This is a genomic window from Bacteroidota bacterium (assembly GCA_016718825.1).
Classification (GTDB): Bacteria; Bacteroidota; Bacteroidia; order J057; family JADKCL01; genus JADKCL01.
Genome location: JADKCL010000003.1, coordinates 14,573 through 39,595 on the forward strand (window position 1 = coordinate 14,573; position 25,023 = coordinate 39,595).

The window sequence follows — 25,023 nt, forward strand, 5'->3', positions numbered from 1 at the left end:
GGGTCGATTCCGCAGTCGCCCCCCCCTCACCTCTCCTCAATGCGGTAAACCACAAAATACCGGTACCGGTCCTCGTCAAATGGCACCATTGACGCAACGGTCTCAATCCAATGTATGCGGTATTTTTGTCCCGGCACAAGTTTGTCCAGGAGCTCGTTGGGGATGTGGCGCTCAACAAGGAACATCATCTGTTCCTGAGGATGGGGTTCCTCCAGATGGCCATAAAAATTGAACGGCTCTCCGTCGATTTCTTCAAAGATCAATTCGATGGACCCGCTGCCGAAATTCCCGGCAAGTTCTACGCCATCTGGAACGATGACGCCTTTGGATGGCTTGGAAAGCTTGTAGAGCAATTCTTTTTGAACCAGAAAGGTTTCTGGCAGCGGAAATTGCTGGCCAAGTAGCGAGTCTTCCCTCGAAAGCTGGGCGGCCTGAACCGTCTGATGCTTTTTGGATGGACTCGGATGGCAGGATGCGAAAAATCCCATTGCCAACAACAGGAAAAAGTAGCCAAAGCCCCGAAGTTGGCCCCGCAGGGAACCACAGGCAAACAAGATTTGGAACATGCTCACTGTTATTTGACAGGATCAAGCACATAACTTCTGTCCCAGACGTCTTGGGACTCAGAGGTAAATGTGGCAAAGGTATATTTGGTGTACTTTTTACCGGACTTTTCTATCTCCACCGGTGCAGTGACCTGCGAAGGACGGTACTCCCAGTGATGCCCCTCTTTGAATCCTTGGTAGGTCCGCACAAACCCATACTTGTAGGCATTGCGCTCCATCCACCAGTTGATTCCGCCTACGGCGGTGTCACCTTTGTTGTTCAGGTCTACTGCGATCCCCCGTTGGTGGGTGCTGTACCCCACTGGGTTTGCTTTGTATCCGGCATTGATCATATCGATCTGATAATCCCAATCCCTGAAACCGGTATTCAGTTGCAGGTCCTGCCCTGCCGCATTCGCAGCATCCAACATTCCTTTGAGGCCCGGCCAGATCTCTTTGACTACATGTTCGATATTGCCTTTGGAGTCCACGATCTCGATCACGTCGTCATTCCCCGTAAACTTGGCTGTCCCCTCGGTGTCCTTGCCCTTCGCGCGGTCGTAGCGCCCGTCGGGGATGACTTGGTTCCACATGCCATTTTTTCCCTTCAGGTCTGTATGGAAGCCATGGGTCAGGTTCAGCAGATTGGTATGCCCGAGCGATGCGCCCTTTGCGTACTTGTCTGATCCCTCCGATTTTGTTGCCTCGAAGACCTCCACGTAGGTTCCCGTCGTTTTTGCATCCTGCGGGCCAATGACCACGTGCTTGCCCAAGGCGAGCGTACCCGTTGCCGGAATGTAGGAAGGCACGGCATCGCGAATGTTCGCGTCGGCAACAGTGATCTTTCTCTTGTTGGGATTCGCCTTGTCGTGGGCCTTGGTGCTGTAGTTTCCCGTGGAGGTATAGACAGTTTCGCTCCCGAATGTCACCTTTGCGAGGCTGTGCGGCGCATTGTCCAAGTAATACCCCGAAAAAGTTTCCTCTACCGTGATTTCGGTATTGATCGGAATCACGCTGTTGTCTGCGCGGGTAGGATAGCGATTGCCGGATTGGAGAATCACAGCATTTTCGACCGCCACCGTATAATGCGAGGGATCGGTGGAAAGTGGCTTCACGGCTGCCATTACCCCGACCGATTCATTTTTGAGCCCGCCTTTGATGTTGCTCACAGCCGTCCAGCCAAAACCGACGCAATGGGCATAAAGCAAAGTATCCTGACCGGTCGTAGAGGTTGATTTCTGGATAAATACGTCATCGATATCGACCTTCGTGCCGTTTGGAATCGTTTTGTCCTTCCCGACAAATGATTCATCAGGGACTTCCTTGTCGCCCTCCTTCTTCTTGGGAAGGTCGGCATCGCCCTTTTTGTATTTGATCGCGGCCCAAGAGGCGTTCTTGTCGCGGATGACCGCTGCAGGATCGGCAATTTCGAACTTTCCCTCGCTGTAAGACGTGCTGTCAGGATCGTTCTCGCTTGCGAGTTGTGCAACTGCGCCAGCCTTCAACTGAAACGCAGGAGGCGCCATCGTTACACCGCCTTCGCTGGAAAACTGCGCGTTCTCTTTTTTGGGTTCTGTCGCGTGCGTAGGGGAATCAGCCATAAATGCATTCATTTCGTCCGAACAGAAGCGTCCTGACTTTGGTAGTAGCAATGTAAGGGAAATTTGTCATCCAACATAGGGGAATCACAACAAAATGTTGTATTTTAGACTAGAATGAAAGCATCTTTCCCCATTACCCTCCTGCTTTTTGCTTGTGTGAACCTCTTCGGTCAAAATTGGCGCCCGATCACCTTGGGCGAAACGCATCATTTTCGCTCTGATACTGCCCAGCATTTCCCGGACCGGAGTATCCGTGTGGATTCCGTGGCGGGTGGAACGGTGGATTCGGTGTATTTCCTGACCCAATACCTCGAATTGCTCAGCTTCGACACGGCCGCCATGAATCGGCCGGGGTTTTGTCAGCATCGTTTGCACATTCGTCCCAATGGATGGTACCAATTTGAGGGCCCGGGCAACCTCGCGGTCCATGCGACGGCGAGTTTGAATGCTACTTGGCTGTTGGACAGCATTCAAGGCCTCAGTGGCACGGTGGAGGCAATTTGGCAGGGAACTGTGTTGGGGCAGACGGATTCGCTGAAACGTGTTCGCATTACAGGTGGCGATTCGTTGATCCTCTCCAAGAACCATGGCATCGTCGAATGGCCCGCTGCTTTGGGTTCGGGGCATTTCCAATTGGTCGGTTTGCAGGAGCAGCAGTTGGGGGAGCGGTATCCGACCTTCGACGAATGGTTTCCCTACCAAGTCGGGCAGCAATTTTTCTGGGAATCTTATTACCACGTCTTTGATGGCACGAGCAATGTGTTTTATGGCCATTACAAGATGCTGGTAGACAACGTCGTCCATGATGCAAATGGGGTCCTCGTGACTTTTTCCGGCATGTACGAATACGGTGGTCAAACCAACAACGGCCCCATCTATTGGTCTCCCGTGTACCCATTCAATTCCAATACTTTTTCCATGCGCAAGACGGGAAATACGGCCTTCACGCACTTGCACAAGGAGGCATGGTCGCAGCCGGATTCGATTTTGGTCTATCTGCCCACAGACTTGATGGATTTCAGGTGGGTCGATCTTTGTCCCCAATACCTGACACAAAACTCCAAGGCCCTTTACTACAATCATATCCTGCGGACGGAAATCTCCCGCGCCGATACTGCCTTGATCCTCAACATCGGCGAAACCACGCCTGCCCAATCCGGCTGTTTTGAACCCGATTCCAGTGGCAATGCCATCTCGTACATGTGGGATGAATGTGAATACCGCGTTCGATCGGGCCTGGGTTTGGAACATATCCAATTTTTGGGCATCGATGAAACCGGATGGTCCGACTTGGTCGGCTACATCACCCTCACCGGCGACACCGTCGGCAATGTCTGGCGCACGTGGTTCTTGACCGGGGTGGCTGAGACTGCTGATTTGGACGTCCAATTGTCTCCCGAATCCAGCGACGGTTCAAACTTCGATTCAATGGCCGTCCGACGATTCTTGGACATTGGAATTGATGGATGCCAAGGGGATGGTGCTGCGCAATGAGGCCGGGCTTGGGAATAGGCATGAATTGGATTTGGCGGAGCTTCCGGCGGGGATTTACCTGCTGCGCTTGCAGCAGGGCGGTGTTTTGGGCAGCCGCCGGCTGGTGGTTTTGCGGTGAGGTTGAATGCTTTAGAAAAAGTAGTCAATCGGCCTATAGCGTTTCGAAAAGGCACCGACGCCTCAGTAATATTACCTTGCCAGCGGAAGGAAGGGAGCTCCTTCAATGAAGAATCCTTCAAGCAGGTGCAGTGATGATTATTCACCGTTTGAGCTTGCGACGTTGCGCACCAAAATAGCATCTGAAGGATGATCGAAAAATGTGGCCACAATCGCTGAAAACGACCTCGAATGTTGCGTGATTGAATTGTATCGGAAAGGACAGTAATTTGTCGAGTTCCTCATGAAGCTGATGTGAATCGGGATTCCCAGCGGAAAAATCAATCCTGCCTTGAGGAGAGTCTGCCGAAAGCCGGTGTGCAAGCCAGACTCCTGCCATTCCAAGCTGCCGCGTACCAGAATACTCGAACCTTTGATCGCCATTGAGCGAGCCGTTGTATAACAATGCGAAAGGTTGCTATAAGGAAAGGAAATTTTGTCGATTTTTTAGGTTTTGGCATTGGGAGAGTTGCAAACGTGAGTCCCTGACGCTATTTTTGCAGACAGATAATCAGAGACGATGATGTCCATTTATCAAGACTTGCCATGCCCCAGAAAATCAGAAGGTTGTCTAGGAAAGATTCCTGCAAATCTGAGTTCCTGCCCTACCTGTAACACACAAGTCGCATCTCCCAATGTGCGGATGGCAGATATCCCAGAAGAGTGTGCTGCATTACAAGAACGATACCAAGCTGCGCTTTTACTTGCAGAGGGAAATGGGGCATCGGCGACATTTCAGGAACTGGAAAGAAAATTGAACCGTTCGCAAGCTGTAATCAATATGAGTCCCAGCTTTGTCGAGCAGATGCTAACATATTCAAACACGCTTTATTCTTCCTACCAAGCCCAAGTTGGTGCTGGTACGCGAAAACCAGCCGAATTAGTGAATGATCGTAAGCGCTTGGCAGTAGAAGACATGTTGTTTGGGAGTATTGGAAAGGAAATTGCCTATTCTGCGCTTTCTCCGGATGGCACCGGACTATGGTCGTATGGCGATCTTGCCGTAACGCTTCGTGATGTATCCGTTGCGCATCGATCCTCATTATTGGAGGAGAACTCTTTTGACTTCATGAAGACGCATAAGATTGAGTTGATGGCTGAATCGCTTCCGCTGGGCTATCGTTCCACCTGGAAAGGACGTTCCCATCTTGGCGCTGCCAAACTTGCAGCGGAGCTGCATGAAACGATGAGTGATTCAGAAATTAATGCACTGATTTTGACCTCAGATGGTGACAGAGGGGTTGATAAATTCATTGAAATCCATATCTTTGGTACGTTTGATAATAATGCAATAGCGAAGGTTGTCAGTCGAGTTACCCGAAAGTCTGGAAAGGTCAATGTTGTTCTTTCTGGAATCAAGGACAAGGCTAAAAAACTCGGGATCGAATTTCTAAATGTTTAAGCAAGTCATCATATCTGGCAGCACGGCAAGCGCATTCGTCTTGAAAGGTCGTCATTGGGAGATGCTAGAGGCTGATGGTGGCTCCAGTTGGCGACCCTGCAAATCTCAGCAGCTTCTAAATGTCACCTCCTTAACGCAGGATTGGAAGTTATTGGAGGACAAAAAGCTCAATTACGGATCTGTCGAGTTATTACTTCAAGAGGCAACAGAGCGGCACGATGTCTTGCACTTTTTCTTAATGGGCTTGGACTCAGACTTTTCTCATTCCACACGTACGGATGCGCTTTCTTACTGCGCAGAGTTGCTCGTGAAGCCATTCTTGCTTGCCCACTTGGAGGGCATACTCTATTCCACAGCTGCTCCGGCGAAGGCCGAATTTGAATCAGCAATTCAGATCAGTCACGTTGCTGGGCTAGTGGAGATTTGTGCCTTGCTCAAAGATGTTTGGCAAAAACGACAAGCGATTACAGACCTTGCATTGGGTTGGTCACGATTTTTTCATGAACAATTTGTCGAGGAGGGGACAAAGGATGCTTTGCGCTTGGAACTGATGAGGAATGGGTATTTCAAGACCATTTCGCGAGTACTTTTTCATGGGGGTTTTTCGCAGCTAGACACACTTGTGGTGATGCATTCGCGACTCAAGAATCCAGTGTCGAGGTTGAGTGCTCCGCTTGTGTTGCAAGAGTTTCATGGTCTCCTGCGAGAATCGCTTGGGATCAAGGTTGCAGATACTGCTAATCGGAAGCTAGAGGACGATCGGGATGAGCGCTTTGGCGAGGAGAATGATGAATCCGTGGAGGATCAGATTCGTGACTGCCTAGAAAGATACTTAATTGAAGGAAAAGGAAAGCCACTGACAAAAAAGTATTTTAAAGGTTTAGAAGTCAAATCACGAGTAGAGGAGGCAATTTCGAAGATTGAAATGGCTTTGTACGCCAAGGATCTTGTAATCGCGATGCAAGGACTTTTGCATTTGATTCAGTACCAGATCAACTATAGCTACCGCGAGAATATTCTCAAGTCTTGTACCAATTTGATCAACATTGCACGAAAACAAGGGAATATTGATTTCATGGAATCAGTTTTGGTGGCAGCTCAAATCTTGGATTCTGAAGACGCTGCATTTTTGACAACGAAGGCTGAAATTTTAAAGTCGCAGGGGAAGCTCAATGAGGCCCTCAACGCTTATGACGGAGTGATTCAGCGATTCCCAGACAATGTAATTGCAAGAAGTGGTCGTGCCGAAGTACTAAAGTCGCTGGGCAAGCTCGAAGAAGCACTTGCAGCTTACAACGATGTGATCAATCAATTCCCTGAAAATTTGGTGGCAGGGAATGGACGCGCAGATATCCTTAAGTCACAGGGAAAGCTCTGCGAAGCACTTGCGGCCTATGACATGGTGATCCTGAAATTTCCAGAGGATGTCGTGGCATTAAGTGGTCGTGCCGAAATTATCAAGTCTCTTGGAAAGCTCGACGAGGCACTTGCCATCTACGAAGGTTTAATCCGCAAGTTTCCTCAAGATGTTTACGCTATGACCGGTTTGGCCGAAGTATTGAAATCGCAGGGCAAGCTCGACGAGGCACTCACCGCTTACAACAAAGTTATCAAGCAATTCCCAGAAAATGCGGTGGCAAAGAGTGGCCGAGCCGAACTTCTAAAATCGCAGGGCAAACTCGAGGAAGCTCTATTCGCCTACGACAGTGTGATCCTGCAATTTCCAGAAAATGCGGTTGCAAAGGCGGGGCGCGCAGAAATCCTAAAATCCCAAGGAAAGCTCGACGAAGCACTTTCCACCTACGAAGGGTTAATACGCAAGTTTCCTCAAGATCTTTATGCTTTGACGGGGCAAGCCGAAATATTGAAATCGCAAGGAAAGCTCGAAGAAGCGCTGGCCGCGTACGACGCAGTGATCCAGCAATTCCCAGAAAATGTGGTGCCAAGGACTGGCCGCGCCGAACTCCTTAAATCGCAAGGAAAATTCGAAGAAGCGCTGGCCGCGTACGACGCAGTGATCCAGCAATTCCCAGAAAATGTGGTGGCGATGAGTGGTCGAGCCGAAATCATCAAATCGCAAGGAAAGCTCGAAGAGGCTCTCGCTGCTTACGAGGGAGTTATCCGCCAATTCCCAGAAAATGTGGTAGCAAGGACTGGTCGAGACTCGATTTTGCTATTACAAGGTAAGATTTCAGCGACCACGATATTTGCAAAGTTGCCCGCCAAACCACAAGGACGACAGGAATGGGTATCTTATCACTTGGGTTGTATGGCTCTGATTCGTGAGGGTGAATTGGATTCTGCGATTGATAGATTAGCGTTTGCTCTGGAGGCAAATCCTTTCAAATTGGATCATCCTTACTTCATTTCTGCGATGGCTACGGCACTCATCTGCGATCATAGGTTTGTAGAGGGGCTATCATGGCTTGATAAGCAACCTGATTTTGGCCAATCTGACATCGCCCAAGCCAGAAATCGAATTTTGAGAGCCCATGCAATGTTTGCCCAGGAGAAGCGACAAGAAGGGATTATACTGCTCAGTCAGATCTCGACAATGGTGCTGTTATCGTGAGTCAGGCTAAAACTGCGCTTACGAGACGATTTGTCGATGAACCCGATGTTCAACTGATCCCGCAATTGGATTCGGAAATATGGGAGGCTGAATTCAGGCTGCAAATGGTTGCTTAACCCTAGCGCAGCACCACTCGCATCCCTGTTTTAGTACTGCCCTGTCCAAGTTCGCAACAAGCCACAAGGTCGACGCATTCCGCCCACCCGCCAAATCAACCCATTCGCCCAAAATCTGTCCCTCCTACCCTGCTTTCTTTTTCTTTTGCATCCATGTAACCCTACACGGACATTCACCGTAAGGGTCAACAAGAATTCAAAATCAAGATGAAAGAGACATAGGTTCCTCACGAAAAGCGCCCAAGCAGACTTACCGTCATTACCCGTCGTGACCTGACGCCGGGATATCAAGCCGTTCAATCTGGACATGCTGTTGTCGAATTTTTGATGCGCTATCCGCAAGTGGCTGCGCGTTGGCATCTGCATTCCAACCATCTGATTTTCTTGTCCGTAGCCGATTTGCCCGCTTTGCAGGAGTTGCTTGCCTGCTTGCAATTGGCCGGATTGTCGTGTGCTGCTTTTTACGAACCTGACATCGGCGAAACGCTCACCGCCTTTGCTGTGGAACCTTCACCGCTTGTGCGCAAGTTTTGTGGCCGGTTGCCCTTGTGCCTCAAGGAGTGCAATTCCGAAGCGCTCCTTTCACCCAAACCCATTCTAAATCAATAAAAAACATGAATAAATACCACCATTTGCAGCAAGAACTGCAAACCAACGGCCAAGGCAAGATGAAATGCTATGGCCAATCGATGTTGCCGATCCTGAAAAGCGGCTCCTTGCTCACCTTCCAACGACAAGACAGCTATGCCATCGGCGACATTGTGTTTTGCAAGGTCAAGGGGCGCTTCATTGATGCGCACAAGATCATCAAGCAGCATCCGCAGCGCGGCTTCCTGATCGCGAACAACCATGGCCATGAAAATGGCTGGACCAAGGTCGTCTTCGGCCGCGCCATCCGCGCTGAATATCAAAACGAAACGAAAGAATTATGACACCGACATAGGTTCGAATCCGAGATCCGCCGCTGCGACTTTTTATCAAACCAGCGCAGTCCGAAAGGATAGCATTCACTTTTATTGAACACAATTTTTACCTCAAAAACATTAAAAAAATGAAAACGAAAATACATCCAACGACCTATCGCACATGCGATGCAACTACGATTACCGACCGACTGATGCAAGCCATCGCGCAGGTGCAGGACCATGCCCAAACGCGTGGCTACCGGCAAACGGGCGACATTCCCACTGTGCAGGCACTCCACGCCGGCGTACAAGCCGCGACGCAAACGCTTCGGAAGCGCCTGCTCAAGCGCGCCGAAGCGGTTGCAGAAGAAAACCAACTTGCGCAGTTCCAATCGATTCCTGCACCTCGTATGCATGCGCTTGCTCGCCTATGGGCCTGAAGCACAGGTCGCGCGCGTGGACGTATCCGAGCAGGAAGCGGCGATCCGCGCAGCGCGCCAAGCTTGGTTGAAAGCCCGAAGCGAGGCCGAAGCCAAGCGTTTGGCTTATGTCGCGGAAAAAGGTGATTTTTACAGGCGCATCGTTTGATGCGCAGCCGCTTGGGCGATCCAGGCGGCATTTGCGGGCATAGTTCAAATGGTCAGAACGGCCGACTCTAAATCGGCTAGTGCGGGTTCGATGCCCGCTGCCCGTACAAAAGTCGGCTCCGCCTACTGTTGCAGTGTGAGGGCGGAGTTTGAGTGAGGAGAAAAAAGCGAATTCGTATCTTCGAATCCATTTTACCTAGAGGGAGAAGCTCAGTGGAAGAGCGTTCGGCTAGCTAAGCCGAATGTCGCGGGTTCGAATCCCGCCTCCCTCTCCAATCGTTTGTGTAGCTCAGCGGAGGAGCATCTGGTTCATACCCAGAAGGACGCTGGTTCAATTCCAGCCATGAACGACGGGGGGTAGCTCAGTTGGAAGAGTCCTTTCTCTGCAAGAAAGTGGTCGCCGGTTCGAATCCGGCCCCCCCAGCTACGGAGTGTGAGAGGGAGTGTGAGAGCGAGAGACATTGTATTTGTGCGGTTGGTAGAAATTTTGCGTTTGGTTTTACTGCATTTTGATTGGGTTTATTTTGGCGAATTCTAGGGAGCATATCGAAGCGCTGCTGCAGGTTCACAAGGACCTGCTGGAGGAGATTTTGCAGGGGCTTGCCGACTTTCCCGAATTGGCGGAGGAGGAAACGCGGCTCAAAAGCTTGATTGCCAAGATCAACCGCAAGGCGCGGAAACAAAATCGTGCGGTTACTCAGGAAAACATTCGGAGTGAGGATGCCGCAAAAATTGCTGCTTCCGTCCTCTTTCAACGTAACGACGAACGGCAAGTCGGTTTGCCATTGTTGAATGCATCCTCCGAGCATGCAAGCGAATTGACCCAATCCAAAAACTGCTATTGCTGCAAGTCGCCGTTCAAGCAACTGCACCATTTTTACCATCAGCTTTGCCCCGATTGTGCAGCGGAGAACTTCGCCAAACGGAGCGTCAAGGCCGACCTGCGGGGCAGAATCGCCCTCGTGACCGGCGGCAGGATCAAAATCGGATCCGAAATCAGCTTGAAATTGCTGCGTTGGGGTGCAAAGGTGATCATTACGACGCGTTTTCCTGCGAATGCCCTCGCTGCGTTTCAGGCCCAAGAAGATGCATCCGAATGGTTGGACCGCTTGGAGATTGTAGGCTTGGACTTGCGGAATTTGCAGGATGTCGAGCAGTTGATCATACGCTTGCACCGCGACCTCCCCTATTTGGATGTGCTCATTCACAATGCAGCCCAAACCGTCAAGCGCCCCATCGAATTTTACGCGCCGTTGTTGGCCAAGGAAACGAACAGCCAACTCCTCGAAGACAAGGCTTCGCTCCTGCCCGGATTGCCCTCGCCTCATTTTCCGGCCGGGAAGACCGATCTCTATGGGCAGCAAGTGGATTTGCGTCCGGTGAATTCATGGTTGCAACCCTTGGACGAAGTGACTTTGCTGGAAATGTTGGAGGTGCAATTGGTGAATGTCACGGCACCTTTTCGACTGAATAGTGCCTTGAAACCACTGATGGAGCGCTCCCCGTTTGACCGGCGTTTCATCGTGAATGTCTCGGCGATGGAGGGTGTATTCAACCGCAACTACAAGAGCCCCAACCATCCGCATACCAATATGGCCAAGGCCGCACTCAACATGATGACGCGCACGGCAGCCGAAGGTTATGCGCAGGCGGGCATCTACATGACGAGCGTGGACACGGGATGGATCACCGATGAAAATCCGGCGCCGAAGCGGGAAAACTTGCGGAACCAAGGTTTTGTGCCGCCTTTGGACGTGATCGATGGCGCGGCACGGGTATTGGACCCGGTTGTCGAGGGCATCCATCAGCCGCAGACACCGTTGTTTGGCGTATTTCTCAAGGATTACAAGATCAGCCCATGGTAAACAAGGATCATAATATCACGGAGTCGGTCGTTTGTCCGGTCGGACCCTTGCCTGCCTCCTTGCCGTTTGACTTCACGGAAATCGCGCCGCTTTTGCAGTTTTTGTCTTCGAATGCAGCTGCAAGCGAGGTTTTGGAATTCCAACGGGGAACGGTCACGTCCGCTCAGACTTTGGATTGTTGCAAGCAAGCACTCGGCCCTGCGGGAGCGAGCCTGATCACCGAAGCCCTCAAGGGCAACGACAAGATCAAGGCCATTCTCCTGGGCACGGGCAGCATCGCCAACCAAGGCGCAGCAAGTGTAGCCGAATTGCTCCGTGAAAATACCTCCATCGAAACGGTTTATTTGGGTTGTAATTTGATCGATGGTGAAGGAATGCGGTCCCTGACAGCATCCTTGGAAGGCAATCCGCAGGTGCATGCCCTGTGGCTCAAGCGCAATCCGCTCGGGGTCGACGGCGCCAAGGCCTTGGCGCGGCTGCTGGGCAAGAATCGCAATCTCCGCACCCTGGATCTCGTGAATACGCTGATCGGCAATGCCGGCCTCGCCGCACTTGTCGATGCCTTGGTGCAGGAGGATTATCCGCTCGAGCGCCTTTACCTCAGCGGGAATTTCCTCGACGAAGGCGCTGCCGTTACATTGGGGAATTTGCTGCGCGGCAATCGGCACATTCAGGAAATCTACCTCAGCGTCAACCGGTTGGGTGACGCTGGCGTGTCGAAACTTGCTGAGGGCCTGCAGGAAAACCAGCATTTGAAGGTCTTGAGCCTCGCGAGCAATGGCATCGGACGCGCAGGCGCCGAAGCGCTTTCCACGGCGCTTGCGCTACATCCACGGATGGAATCGCTCGATCTGGGTTATGCACGTTCCACCAAAGTCTTGGGCGGTGCGGCCAACCACATCGGCGATGCGGGCGCCCATCATCTCGCGCAACTCATCCGCCAAAACCGATCCTTGGTGCAGCTCGACATCCGCAAAAATGGCATCGGCATCCTCGGTTTGAAAGCCATTTCGGGGGCATTGACAGAAAACAATCAGCTCCAAGAATTGATCCATGACAACATTCGGGTGCCATGGCTCAAGCAAGAAATCCGGGGAAAACTGGAGCGGAACCGTGTTGGGAAAACGATGCCTCCCATCCCTGCGGATGTGCAGGCTGTCAAAAGTGTGTATCGGTGAACGGGAATGATGCAACGATGAAATTTACCCGTCTGCGCCCGATCCAGCGCGAAGTCTGACGCGCAGCCGCTTGGGCTTTCCGGGCGGCACCTCAGGGGATGGTTGAGATGCTCCGAACGACAGATGCTCAATCGGCCCATGCGGGTTCCATGCGTGTACACGGATGCAGCTTGCGTAAGGGATGTGCGTGCAAAGGAGCGTAGGATTTAGAAATATTTGCCACCCCAATCGCTCAATTAGCTCATTGTATAAGGAGCAATTGACTGTCGACAACTCCCTTCACCCAATGCTTCACATTGGCCTCAATTTCAATGTAATCACCGGGGAATAGATGCGCATTGATCCCGTTTTCGTTTTCAAAGATGACATTTCCCGAGATCAACACCAACAACGCTGCTGCTGCCGTTTGATGGGCTTTCAAATGCCCCTCGGCCAAGATTTGCAGAGCAATCACCTTGCCCGATGTTCCGGTAAACAACACTTTGGAACTGACTTCCTTGTCCGACGAATGAATGGCCTGGATATTCATATTCTTCAATTTTGGAATTGTTTACCGCAACGTTCGTGGGCGGAATTGACGATGTCGTTAAATTCTGATACCGTGAGATATTGCGGGGTATAGATGACTTGATTTGCCTGAAGCTGCCCCACAAAAGCACGCATGTGGTTTCTTGAGCCGCAAGTGAGCCGATCATAAACAGCGATCAGCTCGGGATTGGATGTATGTTGATAAAAGCGTTTGATGTCAAAAATGTCGAGATCCTCGATCGTCGCACCCACCTTCAAAGCTTCGATAAGTGACTCCCCTGATTTTTGGGTGAGCTCATCGTAAAGTTTTTGAAGTTCGGCGTTCTCAAATACGCCCTCTGCTTTGCCTTTGACCGGGTCTTCGATTCCATAGCGATTGAGCAATCCCAGTACACTCTCCATGTGCCGCTGCTCACTTTCGGAAATATTGGAGAAGACCCCTTGACCATATTTTTGGGCCGAAAAAACATATACATCATGGGCCAGTTTTTCTTCCTCCCGCAGAAAGACAAGATCGGCCTTCTCCTGCGCACTGACAGGCATATCCGTGAGGACATTGTCAGCACAGGAAAACGTGAGGATCAAGAGCGCGAAATACGAAATCAACATTTTCATATAACCTCCGATTAATTAATCAAAGCTAGCCGATCCCAATATCAAGTGAAGCAACCTTGATTACACCCGAAGCTGACTTCCCTCAGCAATTTGGGCTTTGTTTTCCACAAAAAACGGCATGCAGCGCATTGCTCCGCATCCTGCGATGACCCGCAAGCGGTTACCACTCAAAAAACTGATCGAATTCTGTCACGGAATCCTTGGCCGAATGTACCTTTCGGCCCTTTTATCCTCCCAGACCAATTTCAACCTCAAAGTGTCATCGTATTCGCATTTCCACTTGAAAGGCTCATCCTTTTTCATATATTTGTCATTCGTCTAAAAGTCTATTGTCCATTGCCCGAAGTCAGCGTCTATGAAAATCCAATCAGCACCAAGGAAAAATTCCTCTGCGCAAGCGGAGACTGAAAATGGCGGCAAAAGCATGGCGCCACCGCAGTTTGCATTTCAGGATCAGGCTGATCGTGGGGCCAAGGTCGCACAGAAAAAGGATGCAGGGGTCGTACAGAAGCAGGAAGCTGCCGGGCAGTGTGTCGCACCCGCTACGCCCGTGATCGAAACAACCAATGAAGCTTGGTCACACTATATGAATGGTTGTGGCAGCTCCGTGGACATCGGTCCCATTGCGATTCAGACGCTCCTTGACAGCGAAGCTTTTCAGGCAAAACATCAACGCATCACCGGCGGATTGACCACTTCATTGACTGGAAACTTTTCCGTGGACATGACTTGGAAGGTGTTTCACATTGGCCGCACAAACGTGGACTACAACGTACAATGCAATGGAGATCAGTGCACTGTGACCTATACCCTTTTTGTCAATGACGGATTCTGGGATGTCGACTACATCGACGAAACCGTGCTCGGTGGCCTGGGATTTGATGCTTATCAACCAGATGGAATGGGCCCCAACCTCGAACGGTTTGGCGGGACGCCTTACCGCTACAACACGGCTACGCGCTCCTTTACATTCCAAAATCCCGGCTACTGATCGATGGGACTTTGCAAATGGGGCTTCCAATTTCTTGTGCTTGCGTTTTTCACGTTGGCGATCCATACACTTACATCATGTGCGCCACAAAGCGCTGAGAGTACCACTATGCGCCCCGATACCACACTTCCTTTTGGCCTTTTTTTGGATCCGGATGCCGATTTCAAGGGCGGATTTACGATCCGGGAGTCCGACGGCTTTGCGCTCATCGGCAAGGGTGTCACCTACCGAGACATCAACCTCACCGTGGCGATGCTGATCGGCTACGGCGTACAAAAAGATGCGCTCGCTGCCGAAGTTTTGGACGATCAAGGGAATACAAAATTTATCAAGGTGCTCAAGCAGTTGAGTCCTTCCAAACAGCCGTTTAGCGTCTCGTGGGCAACGGAGGATGTCAAGAACAACGGAGATTACACTTGGGTGTCCTTGGCAGACAACGAATAGGTTTTTGTTTGGACAAGTGAAAATGCCGCCCAATAGGAACATTGGGCAGATACCCGGTCAAAATTGCAGGTCAAGGCATAGAACATAAAAACCCACTTTCGGTTGTAATTCGCATCGCTCGGCCAAGCTGCAACACGTGTGGCAAACAACCATGAATCACCCTTATGCCCGTGATTGCAGACAATGCAATATCTTGGAATACAAAACCTTCTCGTCAATCGGTTTGGAGACGTAGTCGTTCATCCCGATTTCCTTGCAGCGCTCGATGTCAATCGGGGTGACGTCTGCGGTCAGGGCAATGATGGGAACCGTGGAATGCATTGTGCCGCGGATATAACCCGTCGCTTCAAAGCCATTCATTTCTGGCATTTGCAGGTCCATCAAGACGACGTCATATTCATTTTGCTTGAGCATCTCGATGGCGATTTTCCCATTCGCGGCGATATCAAGGTCAAACCCGAAATCGGCAATGATGATGCGGATGAGCAGTTGATTCAAGGCAACATCTTCGGCCACCAAAATTCTTACGGGGCGGATTGCGTTGGAGGTATTGCCATTGGGCTTCCGAATCTCCAGGGCATGCGGCGTTGCGTCACCGGGTTTCAAATTGGCCTTTGCGAAATTCAGGATAAAGCCAAACGTGGAACCTTTACCGATTTCGCTTCTCACAAAGATGGAGCCACCTTGCAATTCCACCAGTTGTTTCACAATGGCCAATCCCAGCCCTGTTCCGCCATAGGAACTCGTGGTTTCAATGTGCGCCTGCTCGAAATTTTTGAAAACATGCTGCAATCGATCATCGGAAATGCCGATTCCAGTATCCGAAATCGCAAATTCAATGGAAGTATGGTCCAAGGTCTCCTCCAACAGCCGAATAGAAAAAGCGATATGACCTTTCGTCGTAAACTTAACCGCATTGCTCATCAAATTGAGGATGATCTGCCGCAGCCGCATCGGATCGCCCACGATAAGCGCCGGAATTCGGGGATCAAGATCATGGGAGAGTTCCAGATTTTTCTCCTTGATTTTGTGCTCAAACAATTGAAGCATGGCCGAAATGGCATCCGACAGGTTGAAGGGCTTCTCTTCGAATGTCATTTTGCCGGCGTCGACTTTTGCGAGGTCCAAGATGTCATTGATCAGGACGATCAAGGCATCGCCTGATGACTTGATGGCACCGATGTATTCCCTTTGATTGTCATCCAAGGTCGTTTTCAGTACCACATTGGTAAATCCAATGATGGCATTCATCGGCGTTCGGATCTCATGACTCATATTGGAAAGGAATTGCTGCTTTGTCTTGACCGCGTCTTCGGCGACCTTTGTTTTGTGCTCCGCAATTCCCTTTTCGATGACCAATTCAGCATTGACCATTTCGATATTTTTCTTTGCATTGGTCTCGATTTCAAGCTGTTCCAGCAACCCACGCTTTTCTTGATTGCTTAGCTCAAGCGCCAATCGCCGCACCTCGGTGACATCGTGCATGGCAAGCAGGATCAGCTGTTCCTGATTGGTCTTTTGCAACAGCAAGCGCCCATTCATCATCAGCGTTTTTTCGCCGATTCCAGGAAAGTCCTGCGTTAGTTCGAAATCATCGAAATGAGAATTTTTGGGAATGATCTCCTCCAACAGTTCACGCAGTTTGGGAATATTCCACTGCTTCTGATCCAATTGAAACAGGTTGACGCCTTCGGCGTCCCTGGCTTGCAATTGAAACAGCCGGTAAAATGACTTGTTGGCTGACTTGATGCGGAGGTTGCCGTCCAAGATCAGCATCGGCTCGTGAATGGTGGCGTTGATGGCCTCCGCAAAATCGCGCGCCTCGGTCACCTGCTCATTGAGATTGATGATCTCCTGATTCACGACGGTCAGTTCCTCATTGGTACTTTGAAGTTCCTCCTTGTTGGTTTCAAGTTCCTCGTTGAGGCTCTGTAATTCTTCGCTTCCGCTGAGCAGCTCTTCGTTGTCACTTTGGAGCTCCTCATTGGCTGCCTCTTGCGCCTCGGTGATGCTACGCATATCCTCGCGTGCCTCTGCAAGCTCCTGCTCCAGTTGCATAATGCGCAAATCGCTCGCATTTTTCTTCCGTTTGGAAGATGCCGAATTGACCTCAGCACCACTTTCAAGGATGTATCGACCGTCGGTCGGCATCGTTTCCCGCTCCAAAAAGAGAATTAAATAGTGTGGTTCACTGATATTGGGGAGCTGCGAAGCTTCAATGGCAATATTGCGTACCCGCCCGTTTTCCTCAAGCGGAATGCTCTCCTTGACAACAACGCCGTTTTGTTTTTTGCATTTGTGCATGAGGTTACGCAGCTCAAATGCCAAGCCATGCTTGGCCATTTTGAAAAGGTTGTGGCTGGGCTTGCCGCCTCCCTGCTCCAAATAGCTGCCTGTTTTCCCCCGAAAATGCACGATGTCCATCGCTTCATTGACCACCACGCCTGCAGGGGTGTATTTGCTCAGCATGATGTCGTCGGCCACCTTCTGAAAATCGGTGCGGACATACTCATTTTGGGCGTTGGAATCTGACTGACTCAGGTTTTGTTCGCTGCGTTCTGTCGCCACATGCATGAATTTGCCGAGTCCGGGTTTACGCGTGAAGATTTTGTCGCCCTTGACGGCGGGAGCAAACAGCTCAGGCACGCCGCTGGTAGTCTCCGACTTGCCCAGCAACAGAAAGCCCTTGGGATTCAACGAATAGTGAAACGTCGTCAACGCCTTTTTTTGCAGGTAAGGCTCCATGTAAATGAGCACATTGCGGCAACTGATCAGGTCAATCTTGCCAAAGGGTGGGTCTTTGACGAAGTTGTGAACGGCAAAAACGCAAGCTTCACGGAGTACCTTGTTGACCTGATAGCTGCCATTGGTCCTGGTAAAATACTTTTCCAAACGCTCAAAGGAGACATTTTTCAATTCGTTTTTGGAATAGATACCGATTCGCGCCTTTGCAATGGCGATTTCGCTGAGGTCTGTGGCAAAAATCTGGACGCGCTGCCGGCTATCCCCCAAAAATTCCCTGATACAGATCGCGATGGAATAGGCTTCCTCGCCCGTGCTGCATCCTGCCACCCAAACACGAATGGTTTCCCCATGGGGATTGTTGCTGATGATCTGCGGAAAAATCGATTCGCAGAGATTTGCAAAGCTTTTGGGGTCACGAAAAAAGGATGTGACGGGAATGAGCAGGTCTTGGTACAGCGTATCGACTTCCTGCTTGTTTTCGCGCAAAAACTTCAAATAGGCCGCAGGTTCTTCGTTGTTGGTCAATGCCATTCTGCGAAGGATACGGCGCTGAATCGTCGTTTGCTTGTAGTAGGTAAAATCCGTTCCCTTTTTGATCCGCAACAAGGACGTGATTTGTTTAAACATCTCCTCCTTTTCGATTTGTTGATGCAATTGGAGATCTCCGCGCCCAGCCAGGCTTTTGGTAATTTCGAGGATTTTGGCTGGGATTTTATCGGGCGGCAGCACAAAATCGACCACACCTGCCTGTGCCGCACTTTGTGGCATTCCTTCAAACGCGGCGGATGCTTCGTCTTGCGCAAGGGTAATCCCCCGTGGTCCTTGATCGCTTTGAGGCCGAGCGTGCCGTCGGTGGCCGTTCCAGAAAGCACAACGCCGATGGCATGGGCCTGATGCACCTCTGCCAAAGAGCAGAAAAACCGGTCAATCGGCATGTTTGGATCGAGCTTCTGTTTGGGTGGGCGCGGAGCAAGCAACAAAACCCCATCGGTGGCGATCATGATTTTGTTGCTGGGAATCACATAGATATGATCGGGTTCCACCTTCACATCGTGGGTGATTTCCAAAACTGGAATCCGCGTCACCTTTTGCAAGAGCTCAGGCAACATGCTTTCATGGCTAGGATCCAAATGCTGTACGAGCACGTAGGCCATGCCGGAATCTTCCGGAATCGCTTTGAGGAGTTTTTTAAAGGCATCCAATCCGCCGGCAGATGCGCCGATACCCACCACGGGAAAAAGGTTGGCCGAAGGCTCAAGGCTGGTCGAATTTATTTCGGGTGTGGTTTCGGATTTCATAAATCACGGGTTGTGAGACAATTCATGCGGCATCTTGCCCATTTTGGGGAATGCAAACCAATCGCGGAACGCCTAAAATTCAAGAAGGGTGGCAGTACGCAAGCGGAGCGTATCTGAAGGATTGGCAAATGTTGAAATCGACTGATGATCAAGCATACAGTGCATTAGCCAACAAATTTGATGCACATTGTCGGGCGGTATCGTTCCCTTCATCTTCCTCATTAAACGCCCTCATTTTCAAGAACTTTCGATTGAAAAAAATCCTACTCTCAAAGATACCCCTTTTTGAAGGCGCATTCCTAGGAAAAATGATGGAAGTCATGCGGAAGTTTGTTGCGACTGAAGAGGAAAAGTGATTTCAAGTCGTGAGGCAATAACAACCTTCCTTTCATTGGATTAGCAAAATCGAAATTCGCAGCATGATCGAAGGACTGGATTGCAAAATTTCGTAAATTTATTCTCCTCAAAACCGTTGAATCCGTTGATCAACCGATATACACTTGCACTTTCCTTTACAGCCTGATGAAAACACCTTCTTTCTTGATACTTTGGCTTTTTGGACTTGGCGGGCCGGTATTTGCCTGCAGCTGCGCTTCTCCCTTCAGCATGAAAGAAGCCGTTCGGGAGACGGATATCATTTTCCGAGGTACCGTTGTCGCCGAAAGGATCCTCAAGGTGCCCGATCACGAAAACAAATCCAGACAACCGCATTATTTCAACTTCACCGAGTACACCTTTGATATTCAAGCGATTTACAAAGGGAAAATTCGGCAAAAATCGGTCACTGTAACCACAAGTCGTGGCTGTTGTGCCTGCGGATTTCCCTTCGAATTGCAGCGCGAATACATCGTCTATGCAGATTGGGACAACCGATACCATTCAAACCCATGGGAAGTGCCCAAATTCCTGAGCACGAGCATCTGCAAGCGCACCACGCCCAAGGTAGAGGAAGAAATCAAGGCCATGCAGCAGGTCAAGTGGTGGCGGAAAGGCAGTTCCGTTGTACGACTTTGACGTCAAATTGTAGGCTTCATTTGGCTGAGGTGATACGTTCGGAATTTCTTAATTCGCTGGGAATCTCAAAAAACGTTTCCAAATCCCACCCTCCAAAACGCAAAAAAGTCCGCTAGAAGCGGACTTTGAGCGAGAGACGAGATTCGAACTCGCGGTTCGAAGCGTCCTACTCCGGCAAAGGTGAACACCTTTCCTCCCAAATGAACAGCGCATCAGCCCAATTCAATACATGCCATTCTCGTTTCTTGGGGGTAATGACTGATCAGAGCAATTCTGCCTTGGTGCTCGCTTGCCCGGTAGTGGTCCTTGTCCCGGTACCAAGCTGAAACAAAAATCCCCATTCGGAAACATTTCCATTGGCATGTTCTATGCGGATAACTCCGCGATCCAATTGCGCAGTAGGACTCACCAATCCGCCTCCGGCCCATTGGTTGCCTGACGAAGGACTCATCGGGACAATCGTTTGGCCGCACATGCGGCATTGTGGCGTAAAGGTCACGTCCAAGTCTTGGATTTGCTGCGCACCCGGACCTGCAAGGATCACATCCACTTCGATTTGGTCACCGTTGGTACTGAGGTGGATGAATACGTTTTGCAATTGGTTCTGGCCCATGGCAGTTCCGAAAAGCAGGAGGAGCGTGAAAAAAGCAATGATGTTTTTCATACGAATAATCCTTGGTCAAAATTTCTTGAGAAGCTGGTTGCAAATCCTATTGTAGGTGATTGAGACGACTGATCAGAGCAATTCTGCCTTGGAATTCGCCTGTGAAGAACTTGATCTTGTCCCAGTTCCAAGTTGAAACAAAAATCCCCATTCGGAGACATTTCCATTTGCATGTTCTATGCGGATAACTCCGCGATCCAATTCCGCAGTAGGACTCACCAATCCGCCTCCGGCCCATTGGTTGCCTGACGAAGGACTCATCGGGACAATCGTTTGGCCGCACATGCGGCATTGAGGCGTAAAGGTCACATCCAAGTCTTGGATTTGCTGCGCACCCGGACCTGCAAGGATCACATCCACTTCGATTTGGTCACCGTTGGTACTGAGGTGGATGAATACGTTTTGCAATTGGTTCTGGCCAATGGCAGTTCCGAAAAGCAGGAGGAGCGTGAAAAAAGCAATGATATTTTTCATACGAATAAGATTAATGGTTCAAAAACTGGCCGAATTTTGTCCAGAATGCGCATTCGCACGCCATTCAGCCTCGGTCATATACAAAAGTGCGCTTGGGCTTGCAGTCTACAGCGAACCATCTAACCAACCGTGCCTTTGAACTAACCAACCGTGGCTTTCGGCTAATGAATCTATTGGCGATTGTGGGACCATCGTTCCTTTTTGTCTTGATCTGCTACTTTTGGCTTGGAGAATGCGAAAAAACGGAGGGTGGACAATGGGATTTCCATTTTCCACCCTCCGAATTCAATGATCGGATTTCATTCCAACTTCATAGCTTGCTGAACTTGACTGTTTGGCCCGTAGCCATGTCACGCACGAAATAAATTCCGGTTCAAAGCTGTTCACGTCCAAAGCCAGATTATTTTCAATCTCCAAGCGTGTCAATTCTTGGCCGAGCATGTTCAGCACCACGATGGTGGAAGGATGCATTACCTGAATTTGAAGCATGGAACCCGCAGGGTTGGGGTAAATGTTGAGACCAGTGCGATCGATCGTTTCCGCAAAGCCTGTGACTGGAGCAAAGGTAAAAACCCTTGTATGGCCAGCACTCAGTGCAGCACCGTTGTTCTCGGGCGCTCCAACGGCCATGGTATTGGCATCGGGCATGCTGACGGAAGTGCCACAAAAATCCCCGGTTGCTTCTCCTGTAATGTCTACGCCATCTTGAATCCAGCTACTGCCATTCCACCTGAAAACTTGCACTTGGCCCGATTCACTGGAATAATAGGGAGCTCCGACTGCGATGGTATTGGCATCGGGCATACTGATCGATGAGCCTAGGCCGTTGCTTGATGCGTCGCCATCGATGTCGATCCCTCTTTGCAACCATGTACTGCCATTCCAATCATAAATGCGCACATGACCAGCATCAACCCCATTGGTGTTATCATTTTGGGGCCCGCCAATTGCCACCGTGTTTGAATCGGGCATGCTTACAGCATTTCCAAAATAGTCATAGGCAACTTCACCATCAATGTCGGACCCTTTTTGAATCCAACCGCTACCATTCCATTTGAAGATGCGTGCGTGACCTGCAGTTCCGTTCGTGCCTTGATTCGCCAATGCACCGATGGCAAGGGTATTGGCATCAGGCATACTCACGGCGCATCCGGCTTGGTCACTTTGTCCTTCACCCCAAATCGCATCCCCACGTAACAGCCAGGCGGTACCATTCCAGGTATAAACATACACCTTGCCTATTCCATTGTGAAAAGGTGCACCAACAGCTACGGTATTGGCATCAGGCATTGAGACAGATGTTCCGAATTTGTCAGTTGTGATGGCGCCCGCGATGTCAACTCCCTTTTGCGCCCACGCGCTGCCGTTCCATGAAAAAATCCTTACCTGTCCTGAATTTGAGCCATTTTCATCACTATTGGGTGCCCCGATTGCGATCGTATTGGAGTCTGGCATACTTAAAGCATAGCCAGAAATGTCCCCCATCGCTTCGCCGTTTATGTCTGTACCTTTTTGTACCCATGCGTTTCCGTTCCAATGGTGTATTCTCACATATCCGGCATCAGGGAGGTTTGCATCACTGTAAGGAGCACCAAACGCCAACGTATTTGCATCAGGCATGCTTACCGCGTAACCTGCAAAGTCATTTTCGGAATCTCCCTCTAGGTCCGTGCCTTTTTGGATTTGGGCGAATGCAAAGTTGCTGATTCCAATCATCGAAGCCGATGCGAGCAATAAAACCTTAATTTTCTTCATCTTCTGATTCAATTTACCAAGTCCAATAAAGGTTTCAAGGCTTATTGCTTGCTGAACTTGACAGTTTTTCCAGTGGTCACGTCGCGCACAAAGTAGATTCCAGCGTCCAAACCCGAGACATCCACGGATGCTTCATTTTCAACATTCAATCGCTTCAATTCTTGGCCGAGCATGTTGAGGAGCACGATCGTTGAAGGTTGAGCGACATGGATTTGAAGCGTAGAACCGGCTGGGTTGGGATAAATGCCAAGGCTACTGAGGTTTTCATTGTTCTCTGCCATACCGACGGCCACAGGGTTGGCTTCATTGTACAGGGAGTCAATCTCTGACCCCGAAAGTTTGCGCCTGTAAACGCGCACGTCATCGATGGAGCCCCAGAAAAAGGCGTTGTTGCTTTCGGAGAGATAACCCAAGACAAAGGGACGACCGACGATGTTGAAGTTGCCACCGAAATCCGTGGTATCATGAGAGACGTATTGTCCATCGACATAGATGATCGTGCTATCGAGATGACCATGGACAACCACGACATGCTTCCAGCTTCCACTGATGTCGCCGCCAGAAATGGCCCTGCTATTGCTGAAACTGCAACGCTCATAGGACCAAAGGTTCTTGCTCGCGCCCCCAAACAGGGGATCGGCCAGGACGGCAAGATAGTATTGATTGTAGTTCCCGTTGCCGCCATCTCTTTTGCTGAAAATAGCGCCAAACTGCGTAGAAGTATAATGGACCCACACTGATACGGCGAAGTCACCAGTGCCCATTTGAAACTCGGATGAATCGCCAAAGTCGATGTGATCGTCCATCCCATCAAAGCTATAGGCCATGTCACTGTTTCCAAAACGGTCGGTAGCGATCGTGGCACCCGTTACCGTTCCGTCGTTGGTCCCAACCTCGTCATTGGCATCGCCAGAATTGAAGTAGTATTTGGCCACCAATCCAGAATCGATCTGCGCTTGGGCTCCAAGGCTGATTCCAACGAAAGCTAAAAAAATGAGTAGTATTTTTTTCATAATAATAACAGTGAATGATTCAAAAATTGACCGCGACTTGGCTCAGAATCTGCGTGAGCGTCTCCTTAAGCCAAACTCGTGGACAAAGATTAACCTTAGCGAATCCTCCACCTATGCTCATCTAACCAAACGTGCGTTTCAATTAACCAACCGTGGATTTCGGCAAAGGAACGATGGTGATACCCACCCTTTGCGGTTGATGGCTACCGCTCGTTAACTCAAAGCCACCATTCGTTAATTCATGTTTGGAGGAACGGCCCACGATGTCTTATCATTGTGCATCAGGAGAAAACATGACATTTAAGGCGGTTATCATTGAGGATGAAGAAAATTCAGCGGCAGCTTTGGCGATGCTTTTGCAAGTTGGCTGTCCTGAAGTACAGGTGATGGAATCCTGTCGCTCCATTCCGCAAGGCGTTTTGGCGATTCACAAATTCAAGCCTGACATCGTTTTTTTGGACATTGAAATGCCCGTTTACAGCGGATTTGATTTGTTCAAGTTCATTCCCGAACCGGAATTCAGCGTCGTTTTCACCACTGCCTACAGCCAATATGCAATCAAAGCATTTGAGGTCAGCGCCGTGGATTACCTGCTGAAGCCGATCGAGGCTGATGCGCTTGTGGCAGCAGTCAAAAAGGCCAGCATCAAGCAGGAAAAGGAGCTGATCATCAAAAAGATGTCGGCCGTACGGGAAAATGTCGAATCTGAGAAGCTCAAAAAAATTGCCTTGCCGATTTCGGACGGTTTGGCATTCGTGGAGATCGAAACCATTGAGTACTTTGAAGCGGAAGGCGTTTATACCCGCATTTTCTTCAAAGACAAATCCCAAATCTTCATCAGCAAAAACATCAAGGTCTTTGAAGATATCCTTTGCAAACACGACCATTTTCTCCGGATCCATCGTTCGCATTTGGTGAATTCCGATTTCATTTTGAACTACCATCGCGGCGAAGGTCTGGTAAATATGGCTTCCGGTGCTACCTTGCGCATTGCGAGAGACAAAAAGCAATGGTTTGAAGATACAGTCAAAACAATTCGATTGGGCAATGGCAGCTAAACG

General features: G+C 50.0%; 24 protein-coding genes and 3 tRNA genes. 17 read left to right on the plus strand and 10 right to left on the minus strand.

All coding sequences use genetic code 11. The annotated features are described in order from the left end of the window. Positions 1 to 26: 26 nt before the first annotated feature. Both IPN95_03760 and IPN95_03765 read right to left on the minus strand, forming a co-directional pair. The gene (locus IPN95_03760; protein ID MBK9448525.1) at positions 27 to 566 is read right to left on the minus strand and encodes a hypothetical protein; all 540 of its coding nucleotides are present in this window, start codon (positions 564 to 566) and stop codon (positions 27 to 29) included. 8 nt (positions 567 to 574) lie between these two features. Further along, positions 575 to 2,158: a D-alanyl-D-alanine carboxypeptidase family protein gene (locus IPN95_03765; protein MBK9448526.1), complete on the minus strand. Its 1,584-nt coding sequence runs from the start codon at positions 2,156 to 2,158 to the stop codon at positions 575 to 577. 1,351 nt (positions 2,159 to 3,509) lie between these two features. Here IPN95_03765 and IPN95_03770 point away from each other — a divergent pair. The 12 genes from IPN95_03770 to IPN95_03825 all read left to right on the plus strand — a co-directional run bounded on the left by IPN95_03770 (position 3,510) and on the right by IPN95_03825 (position 12,421). Continuing rightward, complete coding sequence (locus IPN95_03770) at positions 3,510 to 3,758, plus strand: T9SS type A sorting domain-containing protein (GenBank protein ID MBK9448527.1); 249 nt, start codon at positions 3,510 to 3,512, stop codon at positions 3,756 to 3,758. A gap of 681 nt (positions 3,759 to 4,439) precedes the next feature. Continuing rightward, positions 4,440 to 5,198: a hypothetical protein gene (locus IPN95_03775; protein ID MBK9448528.1), complete on the plus strand. Its 759-nt coding sequence runs from the start codon at positions 4,440 to 4,442 to the stop codon at positions 5,196 to 5,198. Further along, a complete protein-coding gene (locus tag IPN95_03780) occupies positions 5,191 to 7,770 on the plus strand; it encodes a tetratricopeptide repeat protein (protein ID MBK9448529.1) in 2,580 nt (859 codons plus the stop codon). The genes IPN95_03775 and IPN95_03780 overlap by 8 nt, the downstream gene beginning before the upstream one ends. 374 nt (positions 7,771 to 8,144) lie before the next feature. Continuing rightward, positions 8,145 to 8,495, plus strand: a complete 351-nt coding sequence (locus tag IPN95_03785) for a hypothetical protein (GenBank protein ID MBK9448530.1) — start codon at positions 8,145 to 8,147, stop codon at positions 8,493 to 8,495. Positions 8,496 to 8,500: 5 nt separating this feature from the next. Beyond that, positions 8,501 to 8,818, plus strand: a complete 318-nt coding sequence (locus tag IPN95_03790; protein ID MBK9448531.1) for a S26 family signal peptidase — start codon at positions 8,501 to 8,503, stop codon at positions 8,816 to 8,818. Between the two features lie 119 nt (positions 8,819 to 8,937). Next, a complete protein-coding gene (locus IPN95_03795; GenBank protein ID MBK9448532.1) occupies positions 8,938 to 9,231 on the plus strand; it encodes a hypothetical protein in 294 nt (97 codons plus the stop codon). Beyond that, positions 9,206 to 9,379 carry a hypothetical protein gene (locus IPN95_03800; GenBank protein ID MBK9448533.1) on the plus strand — a complete coding sequence of 58 codons (174 nt, stop codon included), beginning with the start codon at positions 9,206 to 9,208 and terminating at the stop codon, positions 9,377 to 9,379. Before IPN95_03795 ends, IPN95_03800 begins: the two co-directional genes overlap by 26 nt. 198 nt (positions 9,380 to 9,577) lie before the next feature. Then, positions 9,578 to 9,653: transfer RNA gene (locus IPN95_03805), tRNA-Ser, on the plus strand. 3 nt (positions 9,654 to 9,656) lie between these two features. Next, positions 9,657 to 9,728, plus strand: a tRNA-Met gene (locus IPN95_03810). Between the two features lies 1 nt (position 9,729). Next, positions 9,730 to 9,802 (plus strand) — tRNA-Ala (locus IPN95_03815). A 133-nt stretch (positions 9,803 to 9,935) separates the two neighbouring features. Next, complete coding sequence (locus IPN95_03820) at positions 9,936 to 11,243, plus strand: SDR family NAD(P)-dependent oxidoreductase (protein ID MBK9448534.1); 1,308 nt, start codon at positions 9,936 to 9,938, stop codon at positions 11,241 to 11,243. Then, on the plus strand, positions 11,237 to 12,421 hold the full coding sequence (locus IPN95_03825; protein MBK9448535.1) for a ribonuclease inhibitor: 1,185 nt from the start codon (positions 11,237 to 11,239) through the stop codon (positions 12,419 to 12,421). The genes IPN95_03820 and IPN95_03825 overlap by 7 nt, the downstream gene beginning before the upstream one ends. 241 nt (positions 12,422 to 12,662) lie before the next feature. On the opposite strand, the gene IPN95_03830 is transcribed toward IPN95_03825, so the two are convergent. Beyond that, on the minus strand, positions 12,663 to 12,950 hold the full coding sequence (locus tag IPN95_03830) for a hypothetical protein (GenBank protein ID MBK9448536.1): 288 nt from the start codon (positions 12,948 to 12,950) through the stop codon (positions 12,663 to 12,665). Positions 12,951 to 12,955: 5 nt separating this feature from the next. After that, positions 12,956 to 13,564, minus strand: coding sequence for a DUF2202 domain-containing protein (locus IPN95_03835; protein ID MBK9448537.1), 609 nt, complete (start codon positions 13,562 to 13,564; stop codon positions 12,956 to 12,958). Positions 13,565 to 13,919: 355 nt separating this feature from the next. Here IPN95_03835 and IPN95_03840 point away from each other — a divergent pair, with 355 nt between their 5' ends. Together IPN95_03840 and IPN95_03845 are read left to right on the plus strand one after the other, a co-directional pair. After that, positions 13,920 to 14,555 (plus strand): hypothetical protein, encoded by a 636-nt coding sequence (locus tag IPN95_03840; protein MBK9448538.1) that lies wholly within the window; start codon positions 13,920 to 13,922, stop codon positions 14,553 to 14,555. Between the two features lie 108 nt (positions 14,556 to 14,663). Then, a complete protein-coding gene (locus IPN95_03845) occupies positions 14,664 to 14,999 on the plus strand; it encodes a hypothetical protein (GenBank protein ID MBK9448539.1) in 336 nt (111 codons plus the stop codon). A gap of 162 nt (positions 15,000 to 15,161) precedes the next feature. On the opposite strand, the gene IPN95_03850 is transcribed toward IPN95_03845, so the two are convergent. Continuing rightward, complete coding sequence (locus tag IPN95_03850; GenBank protein MBK9448540.1) at positions 15,162 to 18,371, minus strand: response regulator; 3,210 nt, start codon at positions 18,369 to 18,371, stop codon at positions 15,162 to 15,164. Next, the gene (locus IPN95_03855; protein MBK9448541.1) at positions 18,266 to 19,042 is read right to left on the minus strand and encodes a chemotaxis protein CheB; all 777 of its coding nucleotides are present in this window, start codon (positions 19,040 to 19,042) and stop codon (positions 18,266 to 18,268) included. Before IPN95_03855 ends, IPN95_03850 begins: the two co-directional genes overlap by 106 nt. 50 nt (positions 19,043 to 19,092) lie before the next feature. Here IPN95_03855 and IPN95_03860 point away from each other — a divergent pair, with 50 nt between their 5' ends. Continuing rightward, complete coding sequence (locus IPN95_03860; protein MBK9448542.1) at positions 19,093 to 19,398, plus strand: hypothetical protein; 306 nt, start codon at positions 19,093 to 19,095, stop codon at positions 19,396 to 19,398. A 166-nt stretch (positions 19,399 to 19,564) separates the two neighbouring features. Then, on the plus strand, positions 19,565 to 20,056 hold the full coding sequence (locus tag IPN95_03865; GenBank protein ID MBK9448543.1) for a hypothetical protein: 492 nt from the start codon (positions 19,565 to 19,567) through the stop codon (positions 20,054 to 20,056). 262 nt (positions 20,057 to 20,318) lie between these two features. Here IPN95_03865 and IPN95_03870 read toward each other — a convergent pair whose 3' ends face one another. From IPN95_03870 to IPN95_03885, 4 genes are all read right to left on the minus strand, one after another. Further along, complete coding sequence (locus tag IPN95_03870; GenBank protein MBK9448544.1) at positions 20,319 to 20,720, minus strand: hypothetical protein; 402 nt, start codon at positions 20,718 to 20,720, stop codon at positions 20,319 to 20,321. A 72-nt stretch (positions 20,721 to 20,792) separates the two neighbouring features. After that, entirely contained in the window at positions 20,793 to 21,194 is a 402-nt protein-coding gene (locus tag IPN95_03875) for a hypothetical protein (GenBank protein MBK9448545.1), read from the minus strand. 285 nt (positions 21,195 to 21,479) lie between these two features. Further along, positions 21,480 to 22,949, minus strand: coding sequence for a hypothetical protein (locus IPN95_03880; protein ID MBK9448546.1), 1,470 nt, complete (start codon positions 22,947 to 22,949; stop codon positions 21,480 to 21,482). Between the two features lie 41 nt (positions 22,950 to 22,990). Beyond that, the gene (locus IPN95_03885; protein MBK9448547.1) at positions 22,991 to 23,962 is read right to left on the minus strand and encodes a T9SS type A sorting domain-containing protein; all 972 of its coding nucleotides are present in this window, start codon (positions 23,960 to 23,962) and stop codon (positions 22,991 to 22,993) included. Between the two features lie 263 nt (positions 23,963 to 24,225). Here IPN95_03885 and IPN95_03890 point away from each other — a divergent pair, with 263 nt between their 5' ends. Next, complete coding sequence (locus tag IPN95_03890) at positions 24,226 to 25,020, plus strand: response regulator transcription factor (GenBank protein MBK9448548.1); 795 nt, start codon at positions 24,226 to 24,228, stop codon at positions 25,018 to 25,020. Positions 25,021 to 25,023: the final 3 nt, after the last annotated feature.

Coding starts and splice junctions, on each gene's coding strand:
- IPN95_03760 (MBK9448525.1), bottom strand. CDS start 566: ATGTTCCAAATCTTGTTTGCCTGTGGTTCCCTGCGGGGCCAACTTCGG.
- IPN95_03800 (MBK9448533.1), top strand. CDS start 9,206: ATGCGCTTGCTCGCCTATGGGCCTGAAGCACAGGTCGCGCGCGTGGAC.
- IPN95_03765 (MBK9448526.1), bottom strand. CDS start 2,158: ATGAATGCATTTATGGCTGATTCCCCTACGCACGCGACAGAACCCAAA.
- IPN95_03855 (MBK9448541.1), bottom strand. CDS start 19,042: ATGAAATCCGAAACCACACCCGAAATAAATTCGACCAGCCTTGAGCCT.
- IPN95_03840 (MBK9448538.1), top strand. CDS start 13,920: ATGAAAATCCAATCAGCACCAAGGAAAAATTCCTCTGCGCAAGCGGAG.
- IPN95_03795 (MBK9448532.1), top strand. CDS start 8,938: ATGAAAACGAAAATACATCCAACGACCTATCGCACATGCGATGCAACT.
- IPN95_03885 (MBK9448547.1), bottom strand. CDS start 23,962: ATGAAAAAAATACTACTCATTTTTTTAGCTTTCGTTGGAATCAGCCTT.
- IPN95_03835 (MBK9448537.1), bottom strand. CDS start 13,564: ATGAAAATGTTGATTTCGTATTTCGCGCTCTTGATCCTCACGTTTTCC.
- IPN95_03870 (MBK9448544.1), bottom strand. CDS start 20,720: ATGAAAAACATCATTGCTTTTTTCACGCTCCTCCTGCTTTTCGGAACT.
- IPN95_03790 (MBK9448531.1), top strand. CDS start 8,501: ATGAATAAATACCACCATTTGCAGCAAGAACTGCAAACCAACGGCCAA.
- IPN95_03825 (MBK9448535.1), top strand. CDS start 11,237: ATGGTAAACAAGGATCATAATATCACGGAGTCGGTCGTTTGTCCGGTC.
- IPN95_03880 (MBK9448546.1), bottom strand. CDS start 22,949: ATGAAGAAAATTAAGGTTTTATTGCTCGCATCGGCTTCGATGATTGGA.
- IPN95_03850 (MBK9448540.1), bottom strand. CDS start 18,371: ATGTTTAAACAAATCACGTCCTTGTTGCGGATCAAAAAGGGAACGGAT.
- IPN95_03830 (MBK9448536.1), bottom strand. CDS start 12,950: ATGAATATCCAGGCCATTCATTCGTCGGACAAGGAAGTCAGTTCCAAA.
- IPN95_03860 (MBK9448542.1), top strand. CDS start 19,093: ATGCAAACCAATCGCGGAACGCCTAAAATTCAAGAAGGGTGGCAGTAC.
- IPN95_03890 (MBK9448548.1), top strand. CDS start 24,226: ATGTCTTATCATTGTGCATCAGGAGAAAACATGACATTTAAGGCGGTT.
- IPN95_03865 (MBK9448543.1), top strand. CDS start 19,565: ATGAAAACACCTTCTTTCTTGATACTTTGGCTTTTTGGACTTGGCGGG.
- IPN95_03875 (MBK9448545.1), bottom strand. CDS start 21,194: ATGAAAAATATCATTGCTTTTTTCACGCTCCTCCTGCTTTTCGGAACT.
- IPN95_03780 (MBK9448529.1), top strand. CDS start 5,191: ATGTTTAAGCAAGTCATCATATCTGGCAGCACGGCAAGCGCATTCGTC.
- IPN95_03845 (MBK9448539.1), top strand. CDS start 14,664: ATGCGCCCCGATACCACACTTCCTTTTGGCCTTTTTTTGGATCCGGAT.
- IPN95_03775 (MBK9448528.1), top strand. CDS start 4,440: ATGGCAGATATCCCAGAAGAGTGTGCTGCATTACAAGAACGATACCAA.